This is a genomic window from Devosia sp. (assembly GCF_028290645.1).
In the GTDB taxonomy this organism is placed as follows: domain Bacteria; phylum Pseudomonadota; class Alphaproteobacteria; order Rhizobiales; family Devosiaceae; genus Devosia_A.
On record NZ_JAQGJL010000012.1, the window covers coordinates 15,707 to 36,433 of the forward strand.

Here is a 20,727-nt window from a genome sequence, read left to right on the forward strand (position 1 = left end):
TCGGTCAACTCCGGCACGGTGACGTTTTGGGGGAGTGCGCGCGGACGCGCACTCCAATGTCGGAACTTCAGGTTTACTGCGCGCCAGACGGCTGCAGCGAGGTGATCACCAGCATGCCGGTGTGGGCCCAGAACGCGCCGTTGGTACCCATTGCCGGGTTGGCAGCGGTCGGCCAGTTCTTCCAGTAGTGCTGGTTGTAGGCGATGCGGTGCAGCCACTGGATGATCGGCACGTCGATCTGGTCGCGCCAGTAGATGCCGAGCGCCTTGGCGGCACCTTCCTGGAACTTCGGATCGTCCGACGACAGCGGGGCGATCGAGTCGAGGATCTGGTCGTATTCCGGGTTCTTGTAGCGCGAGAACCGGCTGTTGCCCGCCGCGGTGCCGACGTTTGCGCTGTACTTGCCGTGGAAGAGGTTAAGAGCTTCGAACGGGTCGAACAGGGAAGCGCCATGGCCGAACATGTAGAGGCCGGCCTTGCCGTCCGCCATGTTCTGATAGGCGTCGGGCCCAAAGTTGATCGCGGCATCGAAACCAGCCGTACGCAGCATTTCGACCAGGATCGGAACGATGTCGCCGTGGATGTTTTCGAAGCCCTGGATCGTGGCGTCGATGGTCTTGCCGTCCTTCTCCCACAGCCCGTCGCCGTTCAGGGCGAACCCTGCTTCGGTCATGAGCTTGGCGCTCTCGTCGAGATCGAACTTGCGGGGCTGATACTGCTCCTCGAGCGCCTTGACGGCGGGCGAGTCAGCGAAGGCCTGCAGGTTCGGATAGAGCGGGAACGGGTAGATCGAGGCAATCCCGGCGCCGTCATAGAGCACGTCGTTGATGGCGTCGCGGTTGACCGCCAGGCTGATCGCGCGGCGGACCCGAACATCGCTGTACGGCTCCAACTGCGTGTTCATCCACAGCGAATTCGGCCACCAGTCGAGGTAACCGTACGGCGACTCGTTGCCGGTATGCGTGGTGACTTCCGGGTTCTGGGCAAGGATGTTGCCGATCACCGAGGAACGCATGTCGAGCGCGGAGTCGAATTCGTTGTTCACGATGCGCTGCGCAACGGTGTCCATCGAGACACCGGTGATGTTGGCGATGATGATGCGCTTGACGGCGGGCTCGGCAATGCGGCCTGCAGTCACCGCCCACCAGTCGGGACGATAGTCGAAGATCTTCTGGTTGGCGTTCCACGCGACCAGGTCATACGGACCCGAGTGCGGGATCTCGGTGCTGCCCGGGGCCATGCTGACGTCGGGCTGGGCAGACAGGTACTCGGCCGGCACGATCGGGATACCGGTGTCGAACTTCTCGGTCAGCACTTCGAACTTGAAGCGCGGCGCCGCGCTCTTGAACTTGACCAGCACGGTCAGCGGGTCGACTGCCTCGGTGGATTCGACGAACTGGTCGAAATGCGCGTGGTAGGGCAGCTTGTCGTTATTGAGCTGGCCGTCGAACGTGTACTTGACGTCAGCCGAAGTCACCGGCTTGCCGTCGCTCCACTTGGCGTCCTTGTTGAGCTTGATTTCCAACGCAGTGAAGGTGTCGTCGGTGTATTCCATGCTGTCGGCCAGCCACGGAATATACTCGCCCTTGAAGATGGCGAAGTAGGCCAGCGGCTCCCACATGAAGGCATTGCCTTCCTGGTGGGTGTAGCCGGGCAGGGCCCATGGGTTGGTGACGCCGATCGGCGACGACAAGGCCACGCCCCAGCCGAGAACGGCGGTCTGGTTACGCGGGACATCCGGCAGCGGGGTCGCCGGCAGGATTTCCTTGGGCGCGGTGGCGGCTAGCGGGCTCTGAGCCATCGCTGCCAGCGGCGTAGCCATGACGCCGAGCGCCAGCAGTGCCGCTGTTACTATTCTTCGTTTGACCATATGACAGAGTCTCCCTTGACTGTCGACGAAAGCAAAACGTCGCCTCGTAGGCGACAAATGTTTGAATTGTGGGTCCATCCGACCCCGGTACGCCCCTCACACCTCCCCAAGATAATCTTGCTATCCTGCGTATCTGACTTCGGTGTCGGGATCGCCTCGCCAATGGGCCCGCGACAATGAGGTCAGCGGGCGCGAGTGTCTGCAGATGGCGTGAAAAAGAAAGTTCGCACAGCCTCCGTCGGAGGACTGAGGCGGGCCATACGAGCTTTCGCTGTCGGCGCCCCGGGCCCCTTGCGGGGCACTTCGGCACGTCAGTAGTCATCGATTGCCTGACTTCCGTCAGCCAGCCGCTACGCTACACCTTGCGTTTTGCTTGTACTGCCCATCGGACAGTCTAGATCATGCCTTTCGGCATTTGGCTTGGCGTCTCCCCCCACCAGTGCCGTTCACCCTCTCCTAGAGCTACCGGCGATTTCTCCCAATATTCTCAAGCGTTAAACGCGGGAGTCGGCCGAGTCAACAGCTGGAATGGTAGGTGTGGTACGGACCTGACTTCCCAAACCGGCCCGCACCTCAAAGCGCTTTGAATGTACGAGGTTTTTTACGCGTCACCAGGTTGTGTATTAATTTTTTGGAATCGTGTGCGATTGCCCCCTGGATGTCCACCCATTGGGAAACCCCCATTGCGCGAGGGACAGCCGGAAGCAGACGGGCACGGAGCGTCTGCCCCGTGCCCGCCAAATGCCGATCGGCGCCGGACGCCGGTCAGATGATCTCGAGATAATCGCGATCGGGCAGCGGCTCGTATTTCACGCTGGGCAGCGTCTGGTACCAGAAGGCGACCGAGGCGATGTCGTCCTGCAAGGGCAGATAGCGGCGGTCCTTCTTCTCGGTGCGCCAGCCCAGCGCCTGGATGGTGACCTTCAGGTCGCTCTCGAAGCGGATCGGGTCGCCCAGGTGCCAGCGGTACATGCCGAAGCGGGTCTGGCTGCGATAGGTGCCGTCGGGGCGGAGCACCTGCGGCAGGCCGGAATAGGGCGTCGAGAACTCGCGGTAGCGGCTATCCATGGTGTCGTCGACGACGCCGCCGTCGAAATTGTAGGCGCCGCAGAAATAGTCCTCGGTGCCGGTGCCGCAGATGGTGGGGAAGTCCCGGTCGCCATCCATGAAGAACTTGATCTCGCCCTCGCCCCACCAGCCGGCATTGTTGACGCCCCAGGCCATGTAGGTGCCGACATACTGGCCGCGACCCTCGATGCCGTCGATGATGGTGTAGTCGGCGCCGTAGGGCAGGGGGTTGGTGCGGCGGAATTTCGCGTGGAAATACGCCGCGTCCTCCGGCACCTGGGTGAGGGCGTAGTTGATCTGGTAGTAGATGATGCCGAACTCGGTCGGGTCGGTGTTCTCGATCTCGATGCGCGCGGCCTTGCGGAACGGCATCTCCCAGTAGCAGTTGAAGGCGCGGCCGGGGTTCACGCACACCGCCAGCGAGTTGATCTGGGCGAACTGGCCCCAGCCCGAGCAGAAGAAATCGCCCAGCGGCGCCTCGACCGAGGGGTGCTCCTGGTCGTCCCACCACATGCGGATGATGAGGCTGCGCCAGCGCAGGTTCGCCGTGGTGAGCCAGATCTGCTGGATGGCGCCCATGCCCTCGATGTCGGCAAGGACGCGCGTCTCGCCCGGCTCGATCCGGATCGAGGGCGACACCTTCCAGCCCTGGCCGTCGCCCTCGGGGCCGAGCCCCCGGGCGTGCACCGCGCCGGTGCCCTCGGTGGCCATGCCGCCCTTGCCCTTCTCGCCGGTGAAGTTCTCCGGCGAGATCGAGCGGGTCTTGGCCGAGCTCAGCCGGTAGAGGTTCGAGAGGTTGACGCCAAGGCCGTTGAAGTCGGTTGCCATGTTGGTTTTCCGTTGGAGGAGAAGGTTCGGACGGCCTATTTCAGGCCGCTGGTTTTGATCGAGTCCATGATCTGGCGCTGGAAGACCAGGAACAGGACCAGCATGGGCAGCGCCACGATGGTCGAGGCGGCCATGGTGTAGTTCCACGAGGCGGCGTACTGGCTCTTGAAGTTGGCGATTGCCACCTGCACGACCCAGAGATTGGGGTCGGACGCGACGGTCAGCGGCCACAGGAAGCTGTTCCAGTTGGCGAGGAAGAACAGGATGGCGAGCGCCGCGATGATCGGCCGGCTCAACGGCAGGATCACCCACCAGTAGATGCGCCAGTAGCCGGCGCCGTCGATCACCGCGGCTTCCTCGAGCTCGCGCGGCAGGGACAGATAGTATTGCCGGAGGAGGAAAATGCCGAAGGCGTTGAAGATCGCCGGGACGATCAGCCCGCCGTACGAGTTCAGCATCCCCAGCGCGCGCACCAGGATGAACAGCGGCACGATGATCACCGGCAGCGAGACGAGGAGCGTCGAGAACATGGCGAGAAAGATCGCCTCGCGCCCCGGGAAGCGGAGCCGGGCCAGCGCGTAGCCCGCCATGGTGTGGAAGAACAGCGCCACCACCGTCACCACCGCCGAGACGATGAAGGTGTTGAGGAGGTAGCGCCAGAACGGCACCTCGGTCAGCACATAGAGGAAATTGCCCGGGGTCGGCGCGGCCGGGATCAGGTTGGGCTTGAACACCTCGGTGGGCGCCTTGATGGCGATCGACAGCATGTAGAGCAGCGGGAAGATCGCCATCAAAGCGAGCACCAGCGTCACCAGCATCCAAACGCCGCGCACCAGGGTCAGCTGGCGGCCGGTCTGCGGGGCGGGATCGTTGAGCACGACGTCACTCATTGTCGAACCTTCCGCCGCGGGTGGCCAGGAAGAAGAACACGGTGGTGACCATCATCAGGACGACGAGCAGCGCCGCCATGGCGGCCGCATAGCCGAAGGCCGAGTACTGGAACGCCTGCGCGTAAATGTAGGTGACGAGCAGCGTCGTCGAATTGGCCGGCCCGCCCCGGGTCATCACGTAGACGAGGTCGAAGGCCTGCGCACCGGCGATGGCGGCGACCGAGGAGATTAGCAGCACGAAGAAGCTGGTGGGCCGGAGCAGCGGCAGGGTGATGTACCAGAAGCTCGCGATGGGGCTGGCGCCGTCGATCTTTGCGGCCTCGTAGTATTCCTTGGGGATATCCTGCAGGCCGCCCAGGAAGATCAGCATGTAGTAGCCCATCAGGAACCACACGCCGGCGATGGTGACGGTGAAGAGCGCGATATTGGGATTGCCGAGAAACGAGATGGAGCCGAGCCCGACCGCGGCGGCGAGGCGGGTGAGGACGCCGAGCTTGTCGACCACCATCAGCTGCCAGACCAGCGAGATGACGACGAGACTCACCATCTGCGGCGCGAAGAACATGGCGCGCATGACGGTGTTGAAGCGGTTGGTGCGCTGCACCAGCAGCGCAAGGCCGAGGCCGGTGACGTAGAGCAGCGGCACCAGCATGACGGCGAAGACCAGCGTCGTCTTCAGCGTCGTCCAGAACAGCGGGTCGCCCCACATGCGGACATAGTTGGCGACGCCGACGAACTTGAAGCTGCCGAAGCCGTCGACCTCGAAGAAGCTGATGCCGAAGGCGAGGACCATCGGCAGGCCGATGAAGACCAGCAGGCCCAGCGCATCGGGGAGAATGAAGAGATAGCCGGCGATCGCCTCGCGTCGCCGGGTGGTGAGGCGGACGGCGGCGGGCTTTTCGCCCGCCACCGAGGTTAGGATCTCAGTCACCTTGTAATCCCTACAGGATCGGCGCGCCGGAATACGACGCGAGGAATGCATCGAGCTGCTGGCTGGCGGCCGTTGCAGCCGCCTGCGGATCGGCGCCGCCGAGCTGGGTCTGCTGGATGGCGTCGGAGATGATCTTGTAGACCTCCGGCGGCACGCGCGGCTCGGCGCGGGTCCCCGGATGAATCTCTTTCGAGAAGATCCCCATCTTGCCCTTGTTGAAGGCCTCGCCGCCGGCAGCGAGCGCCGAGTTGCGCGGCGGCATGTCGGACTTCGCCACCGTGCACCAGTCGACGACGCGCTGGATCGAGTCCGGCGCCATGGACGCCAGCGCCCAGGCGATGAACTTTCCTGCGGCTTCCGGGTTCTTGCCCTTCGAATTGGCGACGAAGGCCCAGCCGCCGCCGACGGTCACATACTTGCCGCCGGCCGGGACCGGAAGCTTGAAGATGCCGTAGGGGACGTCCGGCGCGTTGTTGTCCATCGCCGAGATACCCCAGATGCCGACGTTCTGGATGGCGCAGTAGCCCGAGCCGAGATTGGCGACGATGTCGCCGCCGCCGCCGCCCAGCATCTGGCGCGGTGCGGCGCCCGAGTTGACGGCATCCTGCCAGAGCTTCAGCGCCTGCACGGTCGCCGGCGAGTCGAAGGCCGACTTGCCGTCGGCGGTCTGGAACTCGCCGCCCCCCTGCCACATGAACGGGTACCAGGTGAAGTTCTGGTAGTAGCCGGGGTTGGTCTCGAACAGCAGGCCATAGCGCTCGGTCGTGGTCAGTTTCTTGCCCACTTCGAGCAACTGGTCCCAGGTCTGCGGCACGTCGTTCTCGTTGAGGCCGGCATCCTCGAACGCCTTCACCGAGTAGTAGAAGGCCATCGGCTCGACTTCCATCGGCACGCCGTAGATCTTGCCGTCCACCATGCGGTTGGCGATCACGCTCTCGGGGAAATCGGCGCGCGCCGCTTCTTCGATCGCCGGGGTGAGGTCGGCGAGCACGCCGCCATTGTAGTAGCGCAGGAAATCGCCCGGCGAGATGATGAAGATGTCCGGGCCCTGGCCCGAGGCGAACGAGGTCTGGAGCTTGGTGCCGCCGATGTATTCGGAGCCCACGACGTATTCGAGCGCGACCTGTTCGGCCTGCGTGGCGTTCCAGTCCGCGACCATCTTCACGAACCACTCGACCTGCGGCTTCACGTCGCCGTCGGGCGCGTAGAATTGCCAGAAGCTGAGCGTGCTGTCCTGGCCGAAGGCCCGGCCCATCATGGGCAGGCCGGCAAGACCGGCGGCGGCAAGCGCGGTGCCGCCCTTGAGGATCGACCGGCGGGACCATCCCGCGGGCATGTTGGATATCTTAGTCATCGTCTCCTCCCTGGAGCTTTTGGTGTTGTCGTCCGGCGCGGCCACCCCCCCTGAAACGGCCGCGGTATTGCTTGATCTCCGGTTCGGTCAGGCCGACTCGAAGACGCGCAGCGCACAGGGGATGACCTCGGTGCGCGGCTGGCCGTCGAACTTGCCGCTGAGGCGTTCGAGCAGCATTTCGACGGCGCGCGTCGCGAGCGCGCCCGGATTTTCGCCGGCCCGCGTCAGGTTCGGCCTGACATATTCGAGCTGCGGCAGGTCGCCGAAGATGGCGACGGCGATGTCGTCGGGCACGCGAACTCCCTTGTCGTGGAACTCGGCGAGCGCGCCGGTTGCCATCAGATAGTTGCCGATGAATACGGCGGTCGGGCGGTCGCTGGCCTCGAGGCCGGCGATCCAGCGCACCGCCTCGCGTCCCGATGGCGGCAGGTAGGTGCCGGTGTAGCGCTGCGATTTCCTGAAGCGGACGCCGTTGTCCTTGAGGGCTTTCTCGAAGCCGTCGGCACGCGCCATGGCGGACTCGAAGTTGGCCGGGCCGGTGATCTGCACCACCTGCTTGTGGCCCCGCTTCGCGAGGTGTTCGCCCACCATGTAGCCGCCGCCGAAATCGTCGATCTTGACGCTGTCGACCGCATGGTTGGCGAGGTGGCCGATGAACACCGTCGGAGTGTCGAGCTTCAGCAGTTCCTCGTTGATGCCATGCAGCGCGAAATCGCCGACGAGGAGGCCATCGACGCGCTTGCGGTTGAGCTGGCGCAGGTAGTCGCGCCCATGCATCTGCCAGTTCCCGCCGGGAACGTCGGTGTTGTAGATCAGGGCGTCGAGCCCCGCCTCCTCGAGCGCGGCCTGCGCGGCCTTCACCATCTCGGTGTAGAACGGGTTGCCGATATCGGGGATCAGCATGGCGATCAGGTTGGTTCGCCCGGTGCGCAGGCTCTTGGCCTGCGGATTGGGCGAATAGCCGAGCTCGTCGATCGCCGCCTGGACCCGGACGCGCAATGGCTTGGACACCCGGTCGGCGTGATTGATGACGTGCGAAACCGTGGTCCGCGACACGCCCGCCTTCTCGGCAACCTTGGAGATCGTGGTCATGGCGGCAACGGCTAGCACCACCCAAACTTGCTTGCAAATGGATTTGTGAATGCATTTGCAAATCCATTCATGGATGCTACGGTTCGCTGCACCAGAAGACGGGGATAACCCCGCGACGGGAGAAATAGCTGAACGATCACAAGACCTTGATCAGCTCGCACTGAAACCGAACGCCGGTTTTTCGGCGGTTTTCCGGGCGGGAACGATTTTTCAACGCGGGGCACGGCGATCACCGTGAACTCGCCCCCGGCGAAGCTCTGTCGAACGCCGGAACGAGGAGGGACAAATGAAGAAGTTACTGGCGGCCCTGTTGTTCACGGCGGGCCTCGTGGCGCCCGCGCTGGCGCAATCCGATGAAGCCGGCAAGCTGCGCCTGATGACCTTCGGCGGCGAAGCGCAGCTGAAGTCGACGCAGGATGCGGTCACCCGCTTCAACGCGAAATATCCCAATGTCGAGGTCGAGATCGGCATCGATCCGGTCGGCGGCGGCTGGGGCGATTTCGTCTCGCGCGTACTGCAGCAGTACAATGCCGGCGAGAGCTACGACGTCTACCACACGGCGGTCGAGACGCTGCAGAGCTTTGCGGCGCGCGACATGTTCATTCCGCTCGACGACTACATCGCCTCGGGCGATTTCTCCGATTTCGATCCCAAGCTGTTCGATCTCACCAAGTACAAGGGGAAGACCTACTTCATCCCCTCGACCTGGAACAACATCATGATCAACTACAACCGGGCCCTGTTCGAGGAGGCCGGTATCCCGGCGCCCAGCAAGACCTGGACGTGGGAGGAATTCGCGGCGGTCGCCGAGAAGCTGACCAAGCGCGATGCCAACGGCAACGTCACCCAGTTCGGCTACGAAGTGCCGACCTTCTTCTTCGGCCTGATGCCGTGGTTCTTCTCCAACGGCACCTCGCCGATCACCGCCGACTGGACCGCGTCCAACATGAAGGACCCGAAAGTCGCCGAGACGCTGCAATTTCTGCATGACCTGATCCATGTGCAGAAGGTATCGCCGGTGCCGGGGCAGGAGGGCATCGAGAACCAGTTCTTCGCCGGCCAGATCGCCATGATCTCGCGCGGCCACTGGATCGTGCAGAACGCCATCTCGTCCAAGCTCGACATGGATATCGCGGTGCAGCCGGGCCGGGTGAACAACAACACCGTCATCGGCTTCGGCGCCTACGGCATCTCGTCCAAGGCGCAGAATCCGGATCTGGCGAAGGCCCTCGTCAGCGAGTTGCTGTCCTATGAGACGCAGGTTGCCGAGGGCGATCTCGGCGGCGCCGTGCCGGGCCGGAAGTCGGCGGCCGAAACCGAGAACTTCCTCAAGTTCCCGCCGTCGGCTGCGCTCTACTACGAGACGCTGCCGAGCACGCAGGCAGTGCCGTCGCCGGCCAATTTCCAGGAAGTCGACCAGATCTTCACGCGCTACTTCCAGGCCATCATGACCGACGAGATGACCATCCCCGACGCGATCGCCAAGGCGGACCAGGAACTCACCCGGTCGTTCGAGCGCATCAAGCGCGTCACCCAGTAGTCCTCCCAGGACCGCCCGTGCCGGACCTCTCGCGTCCGGCGCGGGCACTCCTTCTCTCGGGACCGATCTCCACGATGGCGAAGCGACGACTTTCCGACCTGAAGAAGGCGCAGATGCAGGCCGGCTACGTCTTCGTGCTGCCCTCGATCCTGCTCTACGCCACCTTCGTCCTGGCGCCGGTCATCATCACCATCATCCTCAGCTTCACCTACTACGACATCAGTTTCGGGGCCGACTGGGTCGGGTTCGAGAACTACATCCGCTTCCTCACCGACAGCCGTTCGCTCGAGATCTTCTGGAACACGCTGCGCTTCGCCTTCCTTGCCGTCACCTTCAATGTCGGCGTCGGGCTGGTCCTGGCGCTGGCGCTCAACCGGGCAATGCCGCAGTTCCTGCTCTACTTCTTCCGGCTCGCGTTCTTCCTGCCGGTGATCATCTCGGCGGCGTTCGTCGCGGTGGTGTGGAGCTATTTCTACAGCTTCGATTTCGGCGTCATAAACTACTACCTGGGCCAGGTCGGCCTGCCACAGGTGCCCTGGCTCACCTCGTCGAAGGTGGCGATGACCTCCATCGTCATCATGGACGTGTGGAAGAATACCGGCTTCTTCATGATCATCCTGATCGCGGCGCTGCAGGGCGTGCCCAGGCCGATCATGGACGCGGCCTCGATGGATGGCGCCTCGCCGTGGCGGCGGTTCAGCCGCATCACGCTGCCCTACATCTCGCCGGTGCTGTTCTTCTGCATCGTCTTTGCCTCGATCGGGGCGCTGCAGGTGTTCGAATCCATCATGATCCTGACCGGCGGCGGCCCCGGCGACTCCACCCGGTCGCTGTCGATCTACCTCGTCGACGAGGCGTTCGGCAGCTTCGAGCTCGGCTATGCCGCGGCGGTCTCGGTGATCATGATGCTGCTCGTCCTCATCATCACCATCATCCAGCTCGTCGGCTCGCGCCGCTGGGTGCGGGAGTAGCCGACATGCGGACCAAGGCCATGCAGACCCGGCAGGCGAAGAAGTGGGTGGATCGCGCCATCATCGCGGTGCTCGCGCTGATGGGCATCTCGATGCTGATGCCGTTCCTGTGGCTGTTCTCGATGTCGTTCCGGCCGGCGGCCGAAGCCTACAGGATGCCGCCGAGCTTCCTGCCGCCGACCTTCGATTTCGCCAACTACGAGACGGTGCTCAGCTCTTCGATCCCGTTCCTCAAGATCTACTGGAACAGCCTCTACATCGCAGTGCTGGTCACCATCGGCCAGCTGGTCACCTGCACGCTCGCCGCCTTCGCCTATGCGCGGCTGCGGTTTCCCGGTCGCGACAGCCTGTTCTTCGTCATGCTGATCGGGCTGATGTTCCCGGTGCAGGTGACGATCCTGCCGATCTATCTCGGCTTCGCCAAGGTGGGGCTGCTGAACAATCCGCTCGGGCTCGTGCTGCTGGGCCTCACCTCGAGCTTCGGGGTGTTCATGCTGCGCCAGTTCCTGAGGAGCCAGCCCAAGGAGCTGGAGGAAGCGGCGCTGATGGATGGCGCTGGCTACTTCAAGATCTTCTGGCGCATCTCGCTGCCGCAGCTGAAGCCGGCGCTGGCGGCGCTCGCCATCATCACCTTCACCGGCGCGTGGAACGCCTATTTCCAGCCGCGAGCGCTGATCGAGTCGCAGGCGGCGATGACCCTGCCGATCGCCATGGACCTGCTGCGCGGCTATCTCGGGCAGGGCAATCTCTCGCTGGTGATGGCCGCCATGAGCATGGCCATCCTTCCCGTCGTCCTTCTCTTCCTCGTCGCCCAGAAGATGGTGATCGAGGGTGTCACCTTCTCGGGCATCCGGGCCTGACCTATGGATTTTGCAATGACCAAGACCGACCCGCGTTTCATCTACGAAGGCGATCGCGCCCGTCACATCGCTTTCCCGCTCGGCGGCATCGGCGCCGGCGGGCTGGCGCTCTCGGGCAGCGGCCGGCTGGTCGACTGGTCGATCCGCAACCGCCCGGGGCTGCAGAGCTTCAATGGCTACAGCCATTTCGCCATCAAGGCGGAGCAGGGCGGCGAACTGCTCGATGCCCGCGTGCTCAACGGGCCCTATGAGGGCCTTCCCACCGGCTCGCCGACGACGCGGAAATTCTTCGACGGCTTCGGCTGGGGCGCCAATCGCAACACGCTTGCCGGTGTGCCGCATTTCGCCTCGACCACGTTCACCGGCACCTTTCCGGTGGCGGAAGTGGCGTTTCACGACGAGACCTTTCCGGGCGAGGTGAAGCTCACGGCCTGGAGCCCGTTCATCCCCACCAACGATCGCGACTCCTCGCTGCCGGCGGCGATGTTCGAGATCGAGATCACCAATACGGGCTCAGAGCCGATCGACTACACGATCGGCGGCACGCTCGGGAACCACGGTTCGCAGAACGGCCGGCACAGTTTCTCGGAGGCGGGCGGGGTCAAGTCGCTGTTCCTCACGGCCGCGGACGCGTTGCCCGACTGGCAGTCGGGCGATGTGTCGATCGCCACCGATGCGGATGACGTCGATCACCTCGACTATCATTTCCGCGGGCAGTGGTTCGACGACCTGAACCTCTTCTGGCGCGAGTTCGCGCAGCCCGGCCGGCTGCCGCGGCGGCACTATGACAAGCCGCGGCTCAACCGGAACATGTTCGACCAGCCTGAGCACGGCACGCTCGCGGCGCGCGTCAGCGTGGCGCCGGGCGAGACCAGGCGCGTCCGCTTCGCCATCGCCTGGCACTTCCCGGTCGGGCAGGTCTACTGGCGGCCCAACGCGGTCGATGGCGAGACAGGCACCTGGCGCAACTACTATGCCAGCCAATGGGCCAATTCCGGCGCGGTGCTCGCCGAAGCCTTCGCGCGCTGGGATGAACTGCGTGCGCCGACCTTCGCCTTCCGCGACACGCTGTTCGGCACCAGCCTGCCGGTCGATATCGTCGATGCGGTGCAGGGGACGATAAGCATTCTGCGCACCGCCACGGTGATGCGGCTGGAGAACGGCGAGGTCTGGGCCTGGGAGGGCCAGTTCACCAACGAGGGCAGCTGCGAGGGGAGTTGCACCCATGTGTGGAACTACCAGCAGACGCTGCCCTACCTGTTCCCCGCGCTCGAGCGCACGCTGCGCGAGACCGACTACACCTACAACCAGCTGCCGAATGGCGGCCTGACCTTTCGCCAGATCATCCCGCTCGGCTCGGGGTTCTTCCCGCTCAACCCCTGCGCCGACGGCCAGTTCGGCTCGATCATCAAGACCTACCGCGACTGGAAGATTTCCGGCGATACCGAGTGGCTGAAGCGCTACTGGCCGCGTGTCCGCGCCGCGCTCGAATATGCCTGGTCGGCCGATAACCCGGATCAGTGGGACCCCGAGCGCACCGGCATCCTCTGGGGCCGCCAGCACCACACCCTCGACATGGAGCTGTTCGGGCCCAACTCATGGCTCTCGACCATGTATGTCGCCGCCCTCAAGGCCGGCGCCGAGATGGGCCGCGCCGCCGGCGACACCGCCTTCGCGGCCGAACTCGACCGCATGGGGCAGGCGGGCGCCGATTACCTCAACCGCGAACTCTTCAACGGCGAGTACTTCATCCAGAAGACCGATCTCGGCGACAAGGCGCTGATCGAGAAGTTCGACAAGTCTTCCGGCAAGGTCGGCGTCATCGCCGACGGCTTCATGGAGACCTACTGGTCCGACGAGTACTCGGAGATGAAGTACCAGTTCGGCGATGGCTGCGCGACCGACCAGATCCTCGGCCAGTGGCATGCCGATCTCGCCGGACTGGGCAGCTTCCTTGATCCTGAGAAGGTGAAGACCGCGCTCGCCTCGGCCTATCGCCACAACTACCGCGCCGACCTGAAGGGCCATTTCAACCCGTGCCGCGTCTATGCCTACGAGGACGAGGGCGGCGTGCTGGTCGCCACCTGGCCTGAGGGTACTACCAAGCCGGCGGTGCCCGCGCCCTATTCCGAGGAGGTGTGGACCGGGCTCGAATACATGCTGGCCTCGCACCTGATCCTCCGCGGCCTGCCCGACGAGGGCCTCTCCATCGTCGCCACCGCCCGGGCGCGACACGACGGGTATCGGCGCAACCCGTGGAACGAGATCGAGTGCGGCAGCTACTATGCCCGCTCGATGTCGAGCTTCGCGCTGGTCAATGCCTGGTCGCGCTTCAGCTACGACCTCACCAGGGGCGCCATCGGCTTCGATCCGGTGACCCCGGGCGACGGCAGCTGGTTCTGGTCGGTGGGCGAGGGCTGGGGCGTCGTCACCCGCAGCGGCGACCGGGTGAGCCTCGAGGTGCGCTACGGCACGCTCGACCTCGAGGAACTCTCATTCGCCGGCACCTGCGCCAGGATCGGCCGCAAGCTCGCGGCCGGCGACCGCGCCGAACTCAGGATCGGGGGCTGACATGGCCGAGCTGCAGCTCAAGGGCGTCCGCAAGAGCTTCCAGAACTTCGAAGTCATCCACGGCGTCGATCTCACCGTCGAGGACGGCAGCTTCACCGTGTTCGTCGGGCCATCGGGCTGCGGCTAGTCCACGTTGCTGCGGATGATCTCCGGACTCGAGGAAACCTCGTACGGCGAAATCTGGCTCGATGGGGCGCGCTGCGACCATCTGCTGCCTTCGGCGCGCGGCATGGCGATGGTGTTCCAGTCCTATGCGCTCTACCCGCACATGAGCGTCGAGGAGAACCTGCGCTTCGGGCTCGAGAACCAGGGAACGCCGAAGCCCGAGATCAGGACGCGCGTCGACAAGGCGGCCGAGATCCTGCAGATCAGCCATCTGCTGAAGCGCCGGCCGAACCAGCTGTCGGGCGGGCAGAGCCAGCGCGTCGCCATCGGCCGCGCCATCGTCAAGGAGCCCAAGGTGTTCCTGTTCGACGAGCCGCTCTCGAACCTCGATGCCGAGTTGCGGGTGAAGATGCGCTCGGAAATCTCGGCGCTGCACCGCCGGCTCGGCACCACCATGATCTACGTCACGCACGACCAGGTCGAGGCCATGACCATGGCCGATCGCATCGTGGTCCTCCGCGAAGGCGTCATCGAGCAGGCCGGTGCTCCGGTCGAGCTCTATGCGCGGCCGCGCAACCAGTTCGTCGCCGGCTTCCTCGGCGCCCCGCAGATGAACTTCTTTCCGGGCAGGATCGAGGAAACCGGGGAGCGCCTGGTGGTGGCGCTCGACCATGGCGGGCCGCGACTGAGCCTCGGCAGACGCGACGGCAGTGCTCGCCCCGGCGACGCCGTCACCATCGGCATCCGCCCCGAGCATCTCGTTCCCGTTGCCACCGGCGTGCTCTCGGTGGAGCTTGTCTCCACCGAGGTGCTCGGGGCGGAAACCGTGCTGCATGCCAAGACCACCGGCGGCGCCCCGGTCACCGCCACCCACCGGGGCATCCTCGGCACCGCGCGGGGCGATCATCTGCGCTTCGACATCCCCGATGCCTTCACCCATGCCTTCGACGCCAAGGGTTTGACGCTGCAGCCGGTGCGCACTTGGACCGACGACTATCTGCAGAAGATCGCGTGATGCGGTTCCTGTTCCTCACCGTTGCAGTCCTCGTCGCGGCCAGCCCGGCGCTCTCCGCCGAGTACAGCGTCACCAGCGAGAAGGTGAAGGCGCTCACCGGCCCCAACGCGCCCGCCGAAATGAAGGCGCCCGACATCTGCGGCACCGACCTCGGCACCATGGCCGAGATCGATGGCAGGGTGGTCCTCGCCTTCGGCGATACGTTCGGCTGGAACGACAATGCCTGCATGCGGTTCGGGCCGAACTGGCGCTCCAACGTCATCGGCTTCACTGCCGACAAGGACCCGTCGGACGGGATCGTCATCGACGACTGGGTGACGGGCGCCGACGGCAAGGCCATCGAGGTCGCCAAAGGCGGCCACCAGGATGCGTTCAAGGGGGAGCAGACCAAGATCCCCACCGCCATGGTGGCGGTCGGCGACACGCTTTATCTGCACTACATGTCGGTGCACGGCTTCGCCCAGATGGGCGGGGTGTGGCTCTGCAACTGGTCCCGGTTCATCTCGTCGGCCGATGGCGGCAAGAGCTGGACGCCGGGGCCGGAGGAGTTCGGCAACTTCAAATCGAGCTTCAACATGCTGGCGCTCTCGGCCCAGCCGGGTGCCGGCAATGAGGTCGGCAAGTACGTCTATGCGGTCGGCACACAGTGCGGCCGCTTCTCGGGCGCCCGCGTCGGCCGGGTCGAGGCGGGCAAGGTGCTCGATACCGGTGCGTGGGAGTATTTCGACGGCGCCGGCTGGGTGCCCGATCAGGCGCAGGCGGCCGAGGTGATCAAGCCCGGCGCCGGCGAAGGCTCGCTGGTCTGGAACGCTGGCATCGGCCGGTGGATGTACACCACCCTCAATGAGCTCTCCGAAGCGATCGAACTCCGCTTCGCCGAGCGCCCCGAGGGCCCATGGTCGGCCCCCGAAGTGCTGGCCCGCGGCTCCGACTACGCCCAGGCCTATGGCGCCTACATGACCCCGTCCTGGATCTCCGAGGACGGGCTTACCTTCTATTTCGTCATGAGCCAGTTCGGCCCCTACAATACCTATGTGATGAAGGCGACGCTGACCGCGCGCTAGCGCGGTGTCGGGGCCTCCGGGTCGATCAGGCCGGCGGTCTTCAGGTCGGTCCAGAAGCCGGCCGGGATCGCCTCCTGGATGAAGCCGATATTGGCCGTGACTTCCTCGGGCTTCGCGCCGCCGGGGATGACAGACACCACGCTCTGGTGGCCGAGCGGGAATTGCAGCGCCGCCGCCTGCAGCGATACGCCATGGGCGGCGCACACCGCCTGGATCTTCCGGACCTTGTCCTGGATATCGGGCTCGGCGATGCCGTAGCGATAGCGCGCGTTCGGCCCCGGTCCGGTGGCGAGGATGCCGGAGGCGTAGGGCGCGCCGATGATCACCGAGATGTTCTGTTCGGCGCAGCGCCTCATGCCTCTCTGCAGCGCCGACTGGTCGAGCAGCGTGTAAGGCATGGCGATGATCATGAAATCGAGCGGCACCAGCGGCGCGATGGTCTCGACCGCCTCGGTGGCGTTGAGGCCCATGCCGATGGCCTTGATCTGGCCGGTGCGCTTCAGCTCCTCGAGGGCGCGGATGCCGGTCTTCTGCAAATCGTCGAGGCTGGGGCCACCTTCCGTGCCGGCAGTTTCCGGATCGTGGATCAGCAGCGCGTCGATGGTGTCGAGGCCGAGCCGCAGCAGGCTCTGCTCGTAGGAGCGCATCACCCCGTCATAGGAATAGTCCCAGACGATCTCCATGTTCAGCCCGCCGCCCCAGGGGGTGCGGTCGAAGGTGCGGGGATCGGCCGGGCGCTTGAAGTAGCGGCCGATCTTGGTGGTCAGCACGAACTCGTCACGCGGCTGGTCGATCAGGAAGTCGCCCACCCGATGCTCGCTGAGGCCGAGGCCGTAATAGGGGGCCGTATCGAAGAAGCGGATGCCGCCGTCCCAGGCCGCCTTCAACGTCGCATGGGCGGTCTCGCCGGAGACCCGGTTGTACATGCCGCCAAGATGCGCCGAGCCGAAACCGAGCGGCGGCAGGGTGAGGCTGGTGGCGCTGACTTGGTGGCGATCGGACAGTTTTGCGGGCATCGGGCTCTCGTGGGGTAGGTTGATTTGGTTCAGCTGGCGGCGACGGCGACCGGCCCGTCGGGCGGCCGGAACACTACCGCGACATCGTCGCCCGGCGCCACCGGCGCATCGCGATAGAGGAAGCAGGTGGCGAGCCGCTGGCTGTCGGGCACGTATTTCGGCGGCACGTTGTCCCAGCACATCTCCATCACATGCGGGCAGCGCGGCGCGAACTTGCAGCCGGGATTGGCGCGGGCGGCCGAGGCTTCGGAGACAGGCACCTCGTCGCTACCCCAGGTCTTGTCGAGGTCAGGCAGGGGGATCGAGGAGACCAGCAGTTGCGAGTAGGGGTGTTTCGGCGCGCCGATCACCCGCTCCACCGATCCGGCCTCCGATACCGTACCGCGATAGAGGATCATGATGTTGTCGCAGATCTGGAACGCCGTGGTCAGGTCGTGGGTGATGTAGACGATCGAGATGCCGAGCTCGCGATTGAGCGTCTTCAGCTCGTCGAGGATGGTGGCGCGGAGCGATGCATCGACCATCGACACCGGCTCGTCGGCGACGATCAGCTTGGGCCTGAGCAGAACGGCGCGGGCTACCATGACGCGCTGGCGCTGGCCGCCGGAGAGTTCGTGCGGGAAGCGGCCCAGCGTGTCCTGCGGCCTGAGGCCGACACGCTTCAGCGCGTCCTCAATCATGGCGCGGGCGCCGGCCTGGGTGTCGGCAAGCTTGTAGCGCTTCACCGGCGTCTCGAGCACATGGTCGATGCGGTAGAACGGGTTGAAGACGTCGAACGGGTCCTGGAACACCGGCTGCACCTCGCGGCGGAACTGCCGCTGCTCGGTGCCGCTCATCTTCGCCACGTCCTTGCCGCGATAGAGCACATGGCCGATCGAGGGGTTGATGAAGCCCAGCATCATGCGCGCGAGCGTGGTCTTGCCGCTGCCGCTTTCGCCCGCGACCGCGGTCATCGAGGGGCTGGTGCCCGAGAGCGACAGCGTCACGTTGTCGAGTGCGGTGAAGCTGCCATAGGACTTGGTGACGCCCTGCATTTCGATAAGAGCGCTCACAGTCGGGCCTCCTGGTGGGCACGGGTCATGGCGGGGAGCGGCGGCAGGGTCGCGTGCGCCGGGTAGAGGTGGCAGGCGGCGCGCTGGCCGGGCGCCACTTCCTGCAGCAGCGGCGTTTCGCGCACGCAGCGGTCGAAGGCAAAGGGGCAGCGCGGGTTGAAGCTGCAGCCGGGCGGCAGGTCGACCAGCGGTGGCGGCAGGCCGGGGATGCCGGTGAGCTCGCGCTTCACCTCGATGCCGGGGAGGCTCTCGACCAGCAGCTTGGTATAGGGGTGCCTGGGGTTCTCGATCATCTGCCGTACCGGGCCGATCTCGACGATCTTGCCCGCATACATCACACCCACCGTATCGGCGAACTGCGCGATCAGCCCCATGTCGTGGCCGATCAGCACCACGGCGGCGCCGAGCCCGCCCTGTAAGCGCCCGAGCGTCTGCATCACTTGCCGTTGCACCACCACGTCGAGCGCACTGGTCGGCTCGTCGGCGACGATCACCTTGGGCGCCAGCGAAGTGGCGATGGCCATGGCGGCACGCTGCTTCATGCCCCCGGAAAGCTCGTGCGGATAGCGCCGCGCGACTTCCGGCGCGAGGCCGACATTCTTCAGCAGCTCCGCCACCCGCGCCTCGAGTTCGGCGCGTCGCATGTTCGGGTTGTGGGCGACGATGGCGTCGATCATCTGCTCTTCGAGCCGCATCACCGGGTTGAGCGAACTCATCGCCCCCTGCGGGATCAGCGCGATGTCGCGCAGCCGCGTCTCGCGCAGTTCCCGGTCGCTCATCTTGAGGATGTCGCGGCCATCGAGCAGCACCGAGCCGCCGACGATGCGGCCGGGGGCGCGGGTGAGGCGCATCAGCGCCGTCGCCATGGTGGTCTTGCCCGAGCCGGATTCGCCGATGAGGCCCAGCCGTTCGCCGGGCCTGAGCGAGAACGATACGTCGTTCACGGCTTTCGCCGGACCCTTGCCGGTATCGTAGTGGACGTTCAGGTCCTCGACGACGAGGATCGGTTTCTGCTTGTCATCCATGGGCGTCATCGTCTCGCCAGCTTGGGGTTGGCGAAGCGGTCGAAGCCGACGGAGGTCAGGAACAGACCGATGAAGATCGCGGCGATCACCACGATCGGCGGGCCCCACCACCACCAGTAGCCACGCAGCACCGCGGACGATTGCTGCGACCAGTAGATGGTGTTGCCGAGCGTCATCTCGTCGAGCGCGCCGAGGCCCAGTGCCTCGAGGCCGATGACGGCGAGGATCGAGCCCGACACGGTGCCGACGAAGCTTGCGACGATATAGGGCATGAGGTTGGGCATGATCTCGGTGAAGAGGATCTCCCACTGGCTCTCGCCGTTCACCCGCGCCACCTCGACATAGGATTTCTCGCGGATGGTGAGGACCTGGGCGCGCACGGTGCGGGTGGTGAACATCCAGCCCAGCGACGCGACGACCAGCGCCATCACCAGCGTGGTCATGCGGTCGATGTTGCCGGCGATGATGACGAGGATGGCGATGGCCGGCACGGTCAGCAGGGCATCGGAGATCACCCGGATCACGGCGTCGACGATGCCGCCGAAATGCCCCGCGATGAGGCCGAGCGCAGTGCCGAAGCCGACGCCGATGAAGCCGGCGATGAGCCCCATCTTCAGGGTGTTCGGGGTGGCGTAGATCAGGAGGGTCCACATGTCGCGGCCCTGCGAGTCGGTGCCGAGGAAATACTCTGGCCCGGGTGGCCGGCGGGGGCGCACGGCGCCGACCTGAGCGTTCACCGCATCGACGAACCAGGGGCCGACGGCGCTGAAGATCAGGATCGCGGCGAGGATGGCGAGGCCGAGCAGCAGCGGGCCGCTGATCCGGCCCTGCTCGTAGTTGCGGCGCAGCGAAGAGAGAAATTTCATCGCCGGATCCTCGGGTCAAGCAGCGGATAGATGAGATCGACCAGGAACAGCAGCACCGCCAGCGAGACGATCAGCATGAGCACCACGCCCTGGATGACGAAGTAGTCCTGCCCGCGGATCGCGACATAGAGCAGCGAGCCGAGGCCGGGATAGTTGAAGATCACCTCGACCAGTACGGCGCCGGAGACGACCGAGCCCAGCGACAGCGCCAGCGCGGTGACCTGCGCGAGCAGCGCATTGCGCATGCCGTACCAGACGAAGATGCGGCGGGGGTGCAGGCCCTTGGCCTCGGCGAAGGTGATGTAGTCCTCGCCCAGCACCGAGACCATCTGGCTGCGCATGCCGAGCGCCCAGAAGCCGATATTGCCGAGCACAATCGCCATGCACGGAAGGAAGGCGTGCCGAAGGATGTCCTCCGTCGTCGCCCAGTCGAAGCGCATGATGCGGGTGGTGTCGACGCCGCCGGCGGGTGGAAACCACTTCAGCACCACGGCAAAGAAATAGATCAGGATGATCGCCAGCAGATAGAATGGGATCGAGGTCAGCATCATCAGCAGCGGCACGATCGACTTGATGCCGCGACCGGCGCTGGGCCAGGCGAGCCGGGCC

Annotated in this window: 16 protein-coding genes and 1 pseudogene; 6 read left to right on the forward strand and 11 right to left on the reverse strand. The window is 65.2% G+C overall.

The window, feature by feature from the left end:
- Window positions 1-73: 73 nt before the first annotated feature.
- The 6 genes from JWQ89_RS00765 to JWQ89_RS00790 form a co-directional block, all read right to left on the reverse strand.
- Window positions 74-1,870, reverse strand: a complete 1,797-nt coding sequence (locus JWQ89_RS00765; RefSeq protein WP_299637564.1) for an ABC transporter substrate-binding protein — start codon at window positions 1,868-1,870, stop codon at window positions 74-76.
- A gap of 765 nt (window positions 1,871-2,635) precedes the next feature.
- Complete coding sequence (locus JWQ89_RS00770) at window positions 2,636-3,766, reverse strand: glycoside hydrolase family 172 protein (RefSeq protein WP_299637566.1); 1,131 nt, start codon at window positions 3,764-3,766, stop codon at window positions 2,636-2,638.
- Between the two features lie 35 nt (window positions 3,767-3,801).
- Window positions 3,802-4,656: a carbohydrate ABC transporter permease gene (locus tag JWQ89_RS00775; protein ID WP_299637568.1), complete on the reverse strand. Its 855-nt coding sequence runs from the start codon at window positions 4,654-4,656 to the stop codon at window positions 3,802-3,804.
- Window positions 4,649-5,587: a sugar ABC transporter permease gene (locus JWQ89_RS00780; protein WP_299637570.1), complete on the reverse strand. Its 939-nt coding sequence runs from the start codon at window positions 5,585-5,587 to the stop codon at window positions 4,649-4,651. The genes JWQ89_RS00775 and JWQ89_RS00780 overlap by 8 nt, the downstream gene beginning before the upstream one ends.
- Before the next feature lie 10 nt (window positions 5,588-5,597).
- Window positions 5,598-6,941, reverse strand: coding sequence for a sugar ABC transporter substrate-binding protein (locus JWQ89_RS00785; RefSeq protein ID WP_299637571.1), 1,344 nt, complete (start codon window positions 6,939-6,941; stop codon window positions 5,598-5,600).
- Window positions 6,942-7,028: 87 nt separating this feature from the next.
- Window positions 7,029-8,033 (reverse strand): LacI family DNA-binding transcriptional regulator, encoded by a 1,005-nt coding sequence (locus tag JWQ89_RS00790; RefSeq protein WP_299637573.1) that lies wholly within the window; start codon window positions 8,031-8,033, stop codon window positions 7,029-7,031.
- A 286-nt stretch (window positions 8,034-8,319) separates the two neighbouring features.
- Between JWQ89_RS00790 and JWQ89_RS00795 the strand changes: the two genes are divergently transcribed.
- The 6 genes and pseudogenes from JWQ89_RS00795 to JWQ89_RS00820 all read left to right on the forward strand — a co-directional run bounded on the left by JWQ89_RS00795 (window position 8,320) and on the right by JWQ89_RS00820 (window position 16,159).
- Window positions 8,320-9,573 (forward strand): sugar ABC transporter substrate-binding protein, encoded by a 1,254-nt coding sequence (locus JWQ89_RS00795; RefSeq protein ID WP_299637576.1) that lies wholly within the window; start codon window positions 8,320-8,322, stop codon window positions 9,571-9,573.
- Window positions 9,574-9,647: 74 nt separating this feature from the next.
- Entirely contained in the window at window positions 9,648-10,544 is an 897-nt protein-coding gene (locus tag JWQ89_RS00800; protein ID WP_299637578.1) for a sugar ABC transporter permease, read from the forward strand.
- Window positions 10,545-10,549: 5 nt separating this feature from the next.
- Window positions 10,550-11,404 (forward strand): carbohydrate ABC transporter permease, encoded by an 855-nt coding sequence (locus tag JWQ89_RS00805; protein WP_299637580.1) that lies wholly within the window; start codon window positions 10,550-10,552, stop codon window positions 11,402-11,404.
- Window positions 11,405-11,419: 15 nt separating this feature from the next.
- Window positions 11,420-13,975, forward strand: coding sequence for a GH116 family glycosyl-hydrolase (locus JWQ89_RS00810; RefSeq protein WP_299637582.1), 2,556 nt, complete (start codon window positions 11,420-11,422; stop codon window positions 13,973-13,975).
- A 1-nt stretch (window position 13,976) separates the two neighbouring features.
- A pseudogene (ugpC, locus tag JWQ89_RS00815) lies at window positions 13,977-15,095 on the forward strand (sn-glycerol-3-phosphate ABC transporter ATP-binding protein UgpC).
- Window positions 15,095-16,159 (forward strand): DUF4185 domain-containing protein, encoded by a 1,065-nt coding sequence (locus tag JWQ89_RS00820; RefSeq protein WP_299637583.1) that lies wholly within the window; start codon window positions 15,095-15,097, stop codon window positions 16,157-16,159. Before ugpC ends, JWQ89_RS00820 begins: the two are co-directional and overlap by 1 nt.
- On the opposite strand, the gene JWQ89_RS00825 is transcribed toward JWQ89_RS00820, so the two are convergent.
- The 5 genes from JWQ89_RS00825 to JWQ89_RS00845 form a co-directional block, all read right to left on the reverse strand.
- Entirely contained in the window at window positions 16,156-17,175 is a 1,020-nt protein-coding gene (locus tag JWQ89_RS00825; protein WP_299637584.1) for an aldo/keto reductase, read from the reverse strand. The genes JWQ89_RS00820 and JWQ89_RS00825 overlap by 4 nt on opposite strands.
- A 29-nt stretch (window positions 17,176-17,204) precedes the next feature.
- Window positions 17,205-18,227: an ABC transporter ATP-binding protein gene (locus tag JWQ89_RS00830; RefSeq protein ID WP_299637586.1), complete on the reverse strand. Its 1,023-nt coding sequence runs from the start codon at window positions 18,225-18,227 to the stop codon at window positions 17,205-17,207.
- Window positions 18,224-19,252 (reverse strand): ABC transporter ATP-binding protein, encoded by a 1,029-nt coding sequence (locus JWQ89_RS00835; RefSeq protein ID WP_299637588.1) that lies wholly within the window; start codon window positions 19,250-19,252, stop codon window positions 18,224-18,226. Before JWQ89_RS00835 ends, JWQ89_RS00830 begins: the two co-directional genes overlap by 4 nt.
- A 5-nt stretch (window positions 19,253-19,257) precedes the next feature.
- On the reverse strand, window positions 19,258-20,118 hold the full coding sequence (locus tag JWQ89_RS00840) for an ABC transporter permease (protein WP_299637590.1): 861 nt from the start codon (window positions 20,116-20,118) through the stop codon (window positions 19,258-19,260).
- Window positions 20,115-20,727 (reverse strand): ABC transporter permease (locus JWQ89_RS00845; RefSeq protein WP_299637591.1); only part of this gene is annotated, 613 nt, incomplete at its 5' end. The genes JWQ89_RS00845 and JWQ89_RS00840, both read right to left, overlap by 4 nt.

Bases quoted from the DNA above. Each gene is read 5' to 3' on its own strand.
- JWQ89_RS00775 (WP_299637568.1), bottom strand. From the start codon at position 4,656: ATGAGTGACGTCGTGCTCAACGATCCCGCCCCGCAGACCGGCCGCCAG.
- JWQ89_RS00825 (WP_299637584.1), bottom strand. From the start codon at position 17,175: ATGCCCGCAAAACTGTCCGATCGCCACCAAGTCAGCGCCACCAGCCTC.
- JWQ89_RS00790 (WP_299637573.1), bottom strand. From the start codon at position 8,033: ATGACCACGATCTCCAAGGTTGCCGAGAAGGCGGGCGTGTCGCGGACC.
- JWQ89_RS00800 (WP_299637578.1), top strand. From the start codon at position 9,648: ATGGCGAAGCGACGACTTTCCGACCTGAAGAAGGCGCAGATGCAGGCC.
- JWQ89_RS00795 (WP_299637576.1), top strand. From the start codon at position 8,320: ATGAAGAAGTTACTGGCGGCCCTGTTGTTCACGGCGGGCCTCGTGGCG.
- JWQ89_RS00805 (WP_299637580.1), top strand. From the start codon at position 10,550: ATGCGGACCAAGGCCATGCAGACCCGGCAGGCGAAGAAGTGGGTGGAT.
- JWQ89_RS00770 (WP_299637566.1), bottom strand. From the start codon at position 3,766: ATGGCAACCGACTTCAACGGCCTTGGCGTCAACCTCTCGAACCTCTAC.
- JWQ89_RS00820 (WP_299637583.1), top strand. From the start codon at position 15,095: ATGCGGTTCCTGTTCCTCACCGTTGCAGTCCTCGTCGCGGCCAGCCCG.
- JWQ89_RS00765 (WP_299637564.1), bottom strand. From the start codon at position 1,870: ATGGTCAAACGAAGAATAGTAACAGCGGCACTGCTGGCGCTCGGCGTC.
- JWQ89_RS00835 (WP_299637588.1), bottom strand. From the start codon at position 19,252: ATGGATGACAAGCAGAAACCGATCCTCGTCGTCGAGGACCTGAACGTC.
- JWQ89_RS00785 (WP_299637571.1), bottom strand. From the start codon at position 6,941: ATGACTAAGATATCCAACATGCCCGCGGGATGGTCCCGCCGGTCGATC.
- JWQ89_RS00840 (WP_299637590.1), bottom strand. From the start codon at position 20,118: ATGAAATTTCTCTCTTCGCTGCGCCGCAACTACGAGCAGGGCCGGATC.
- JWQ89_RS00810 (WP_299637582.1), top strand. From the start codon at position 11,420: ATGACCAAGACCGACCCGCGTTTCATCTACGAAGGCGATCGCGCCCGT.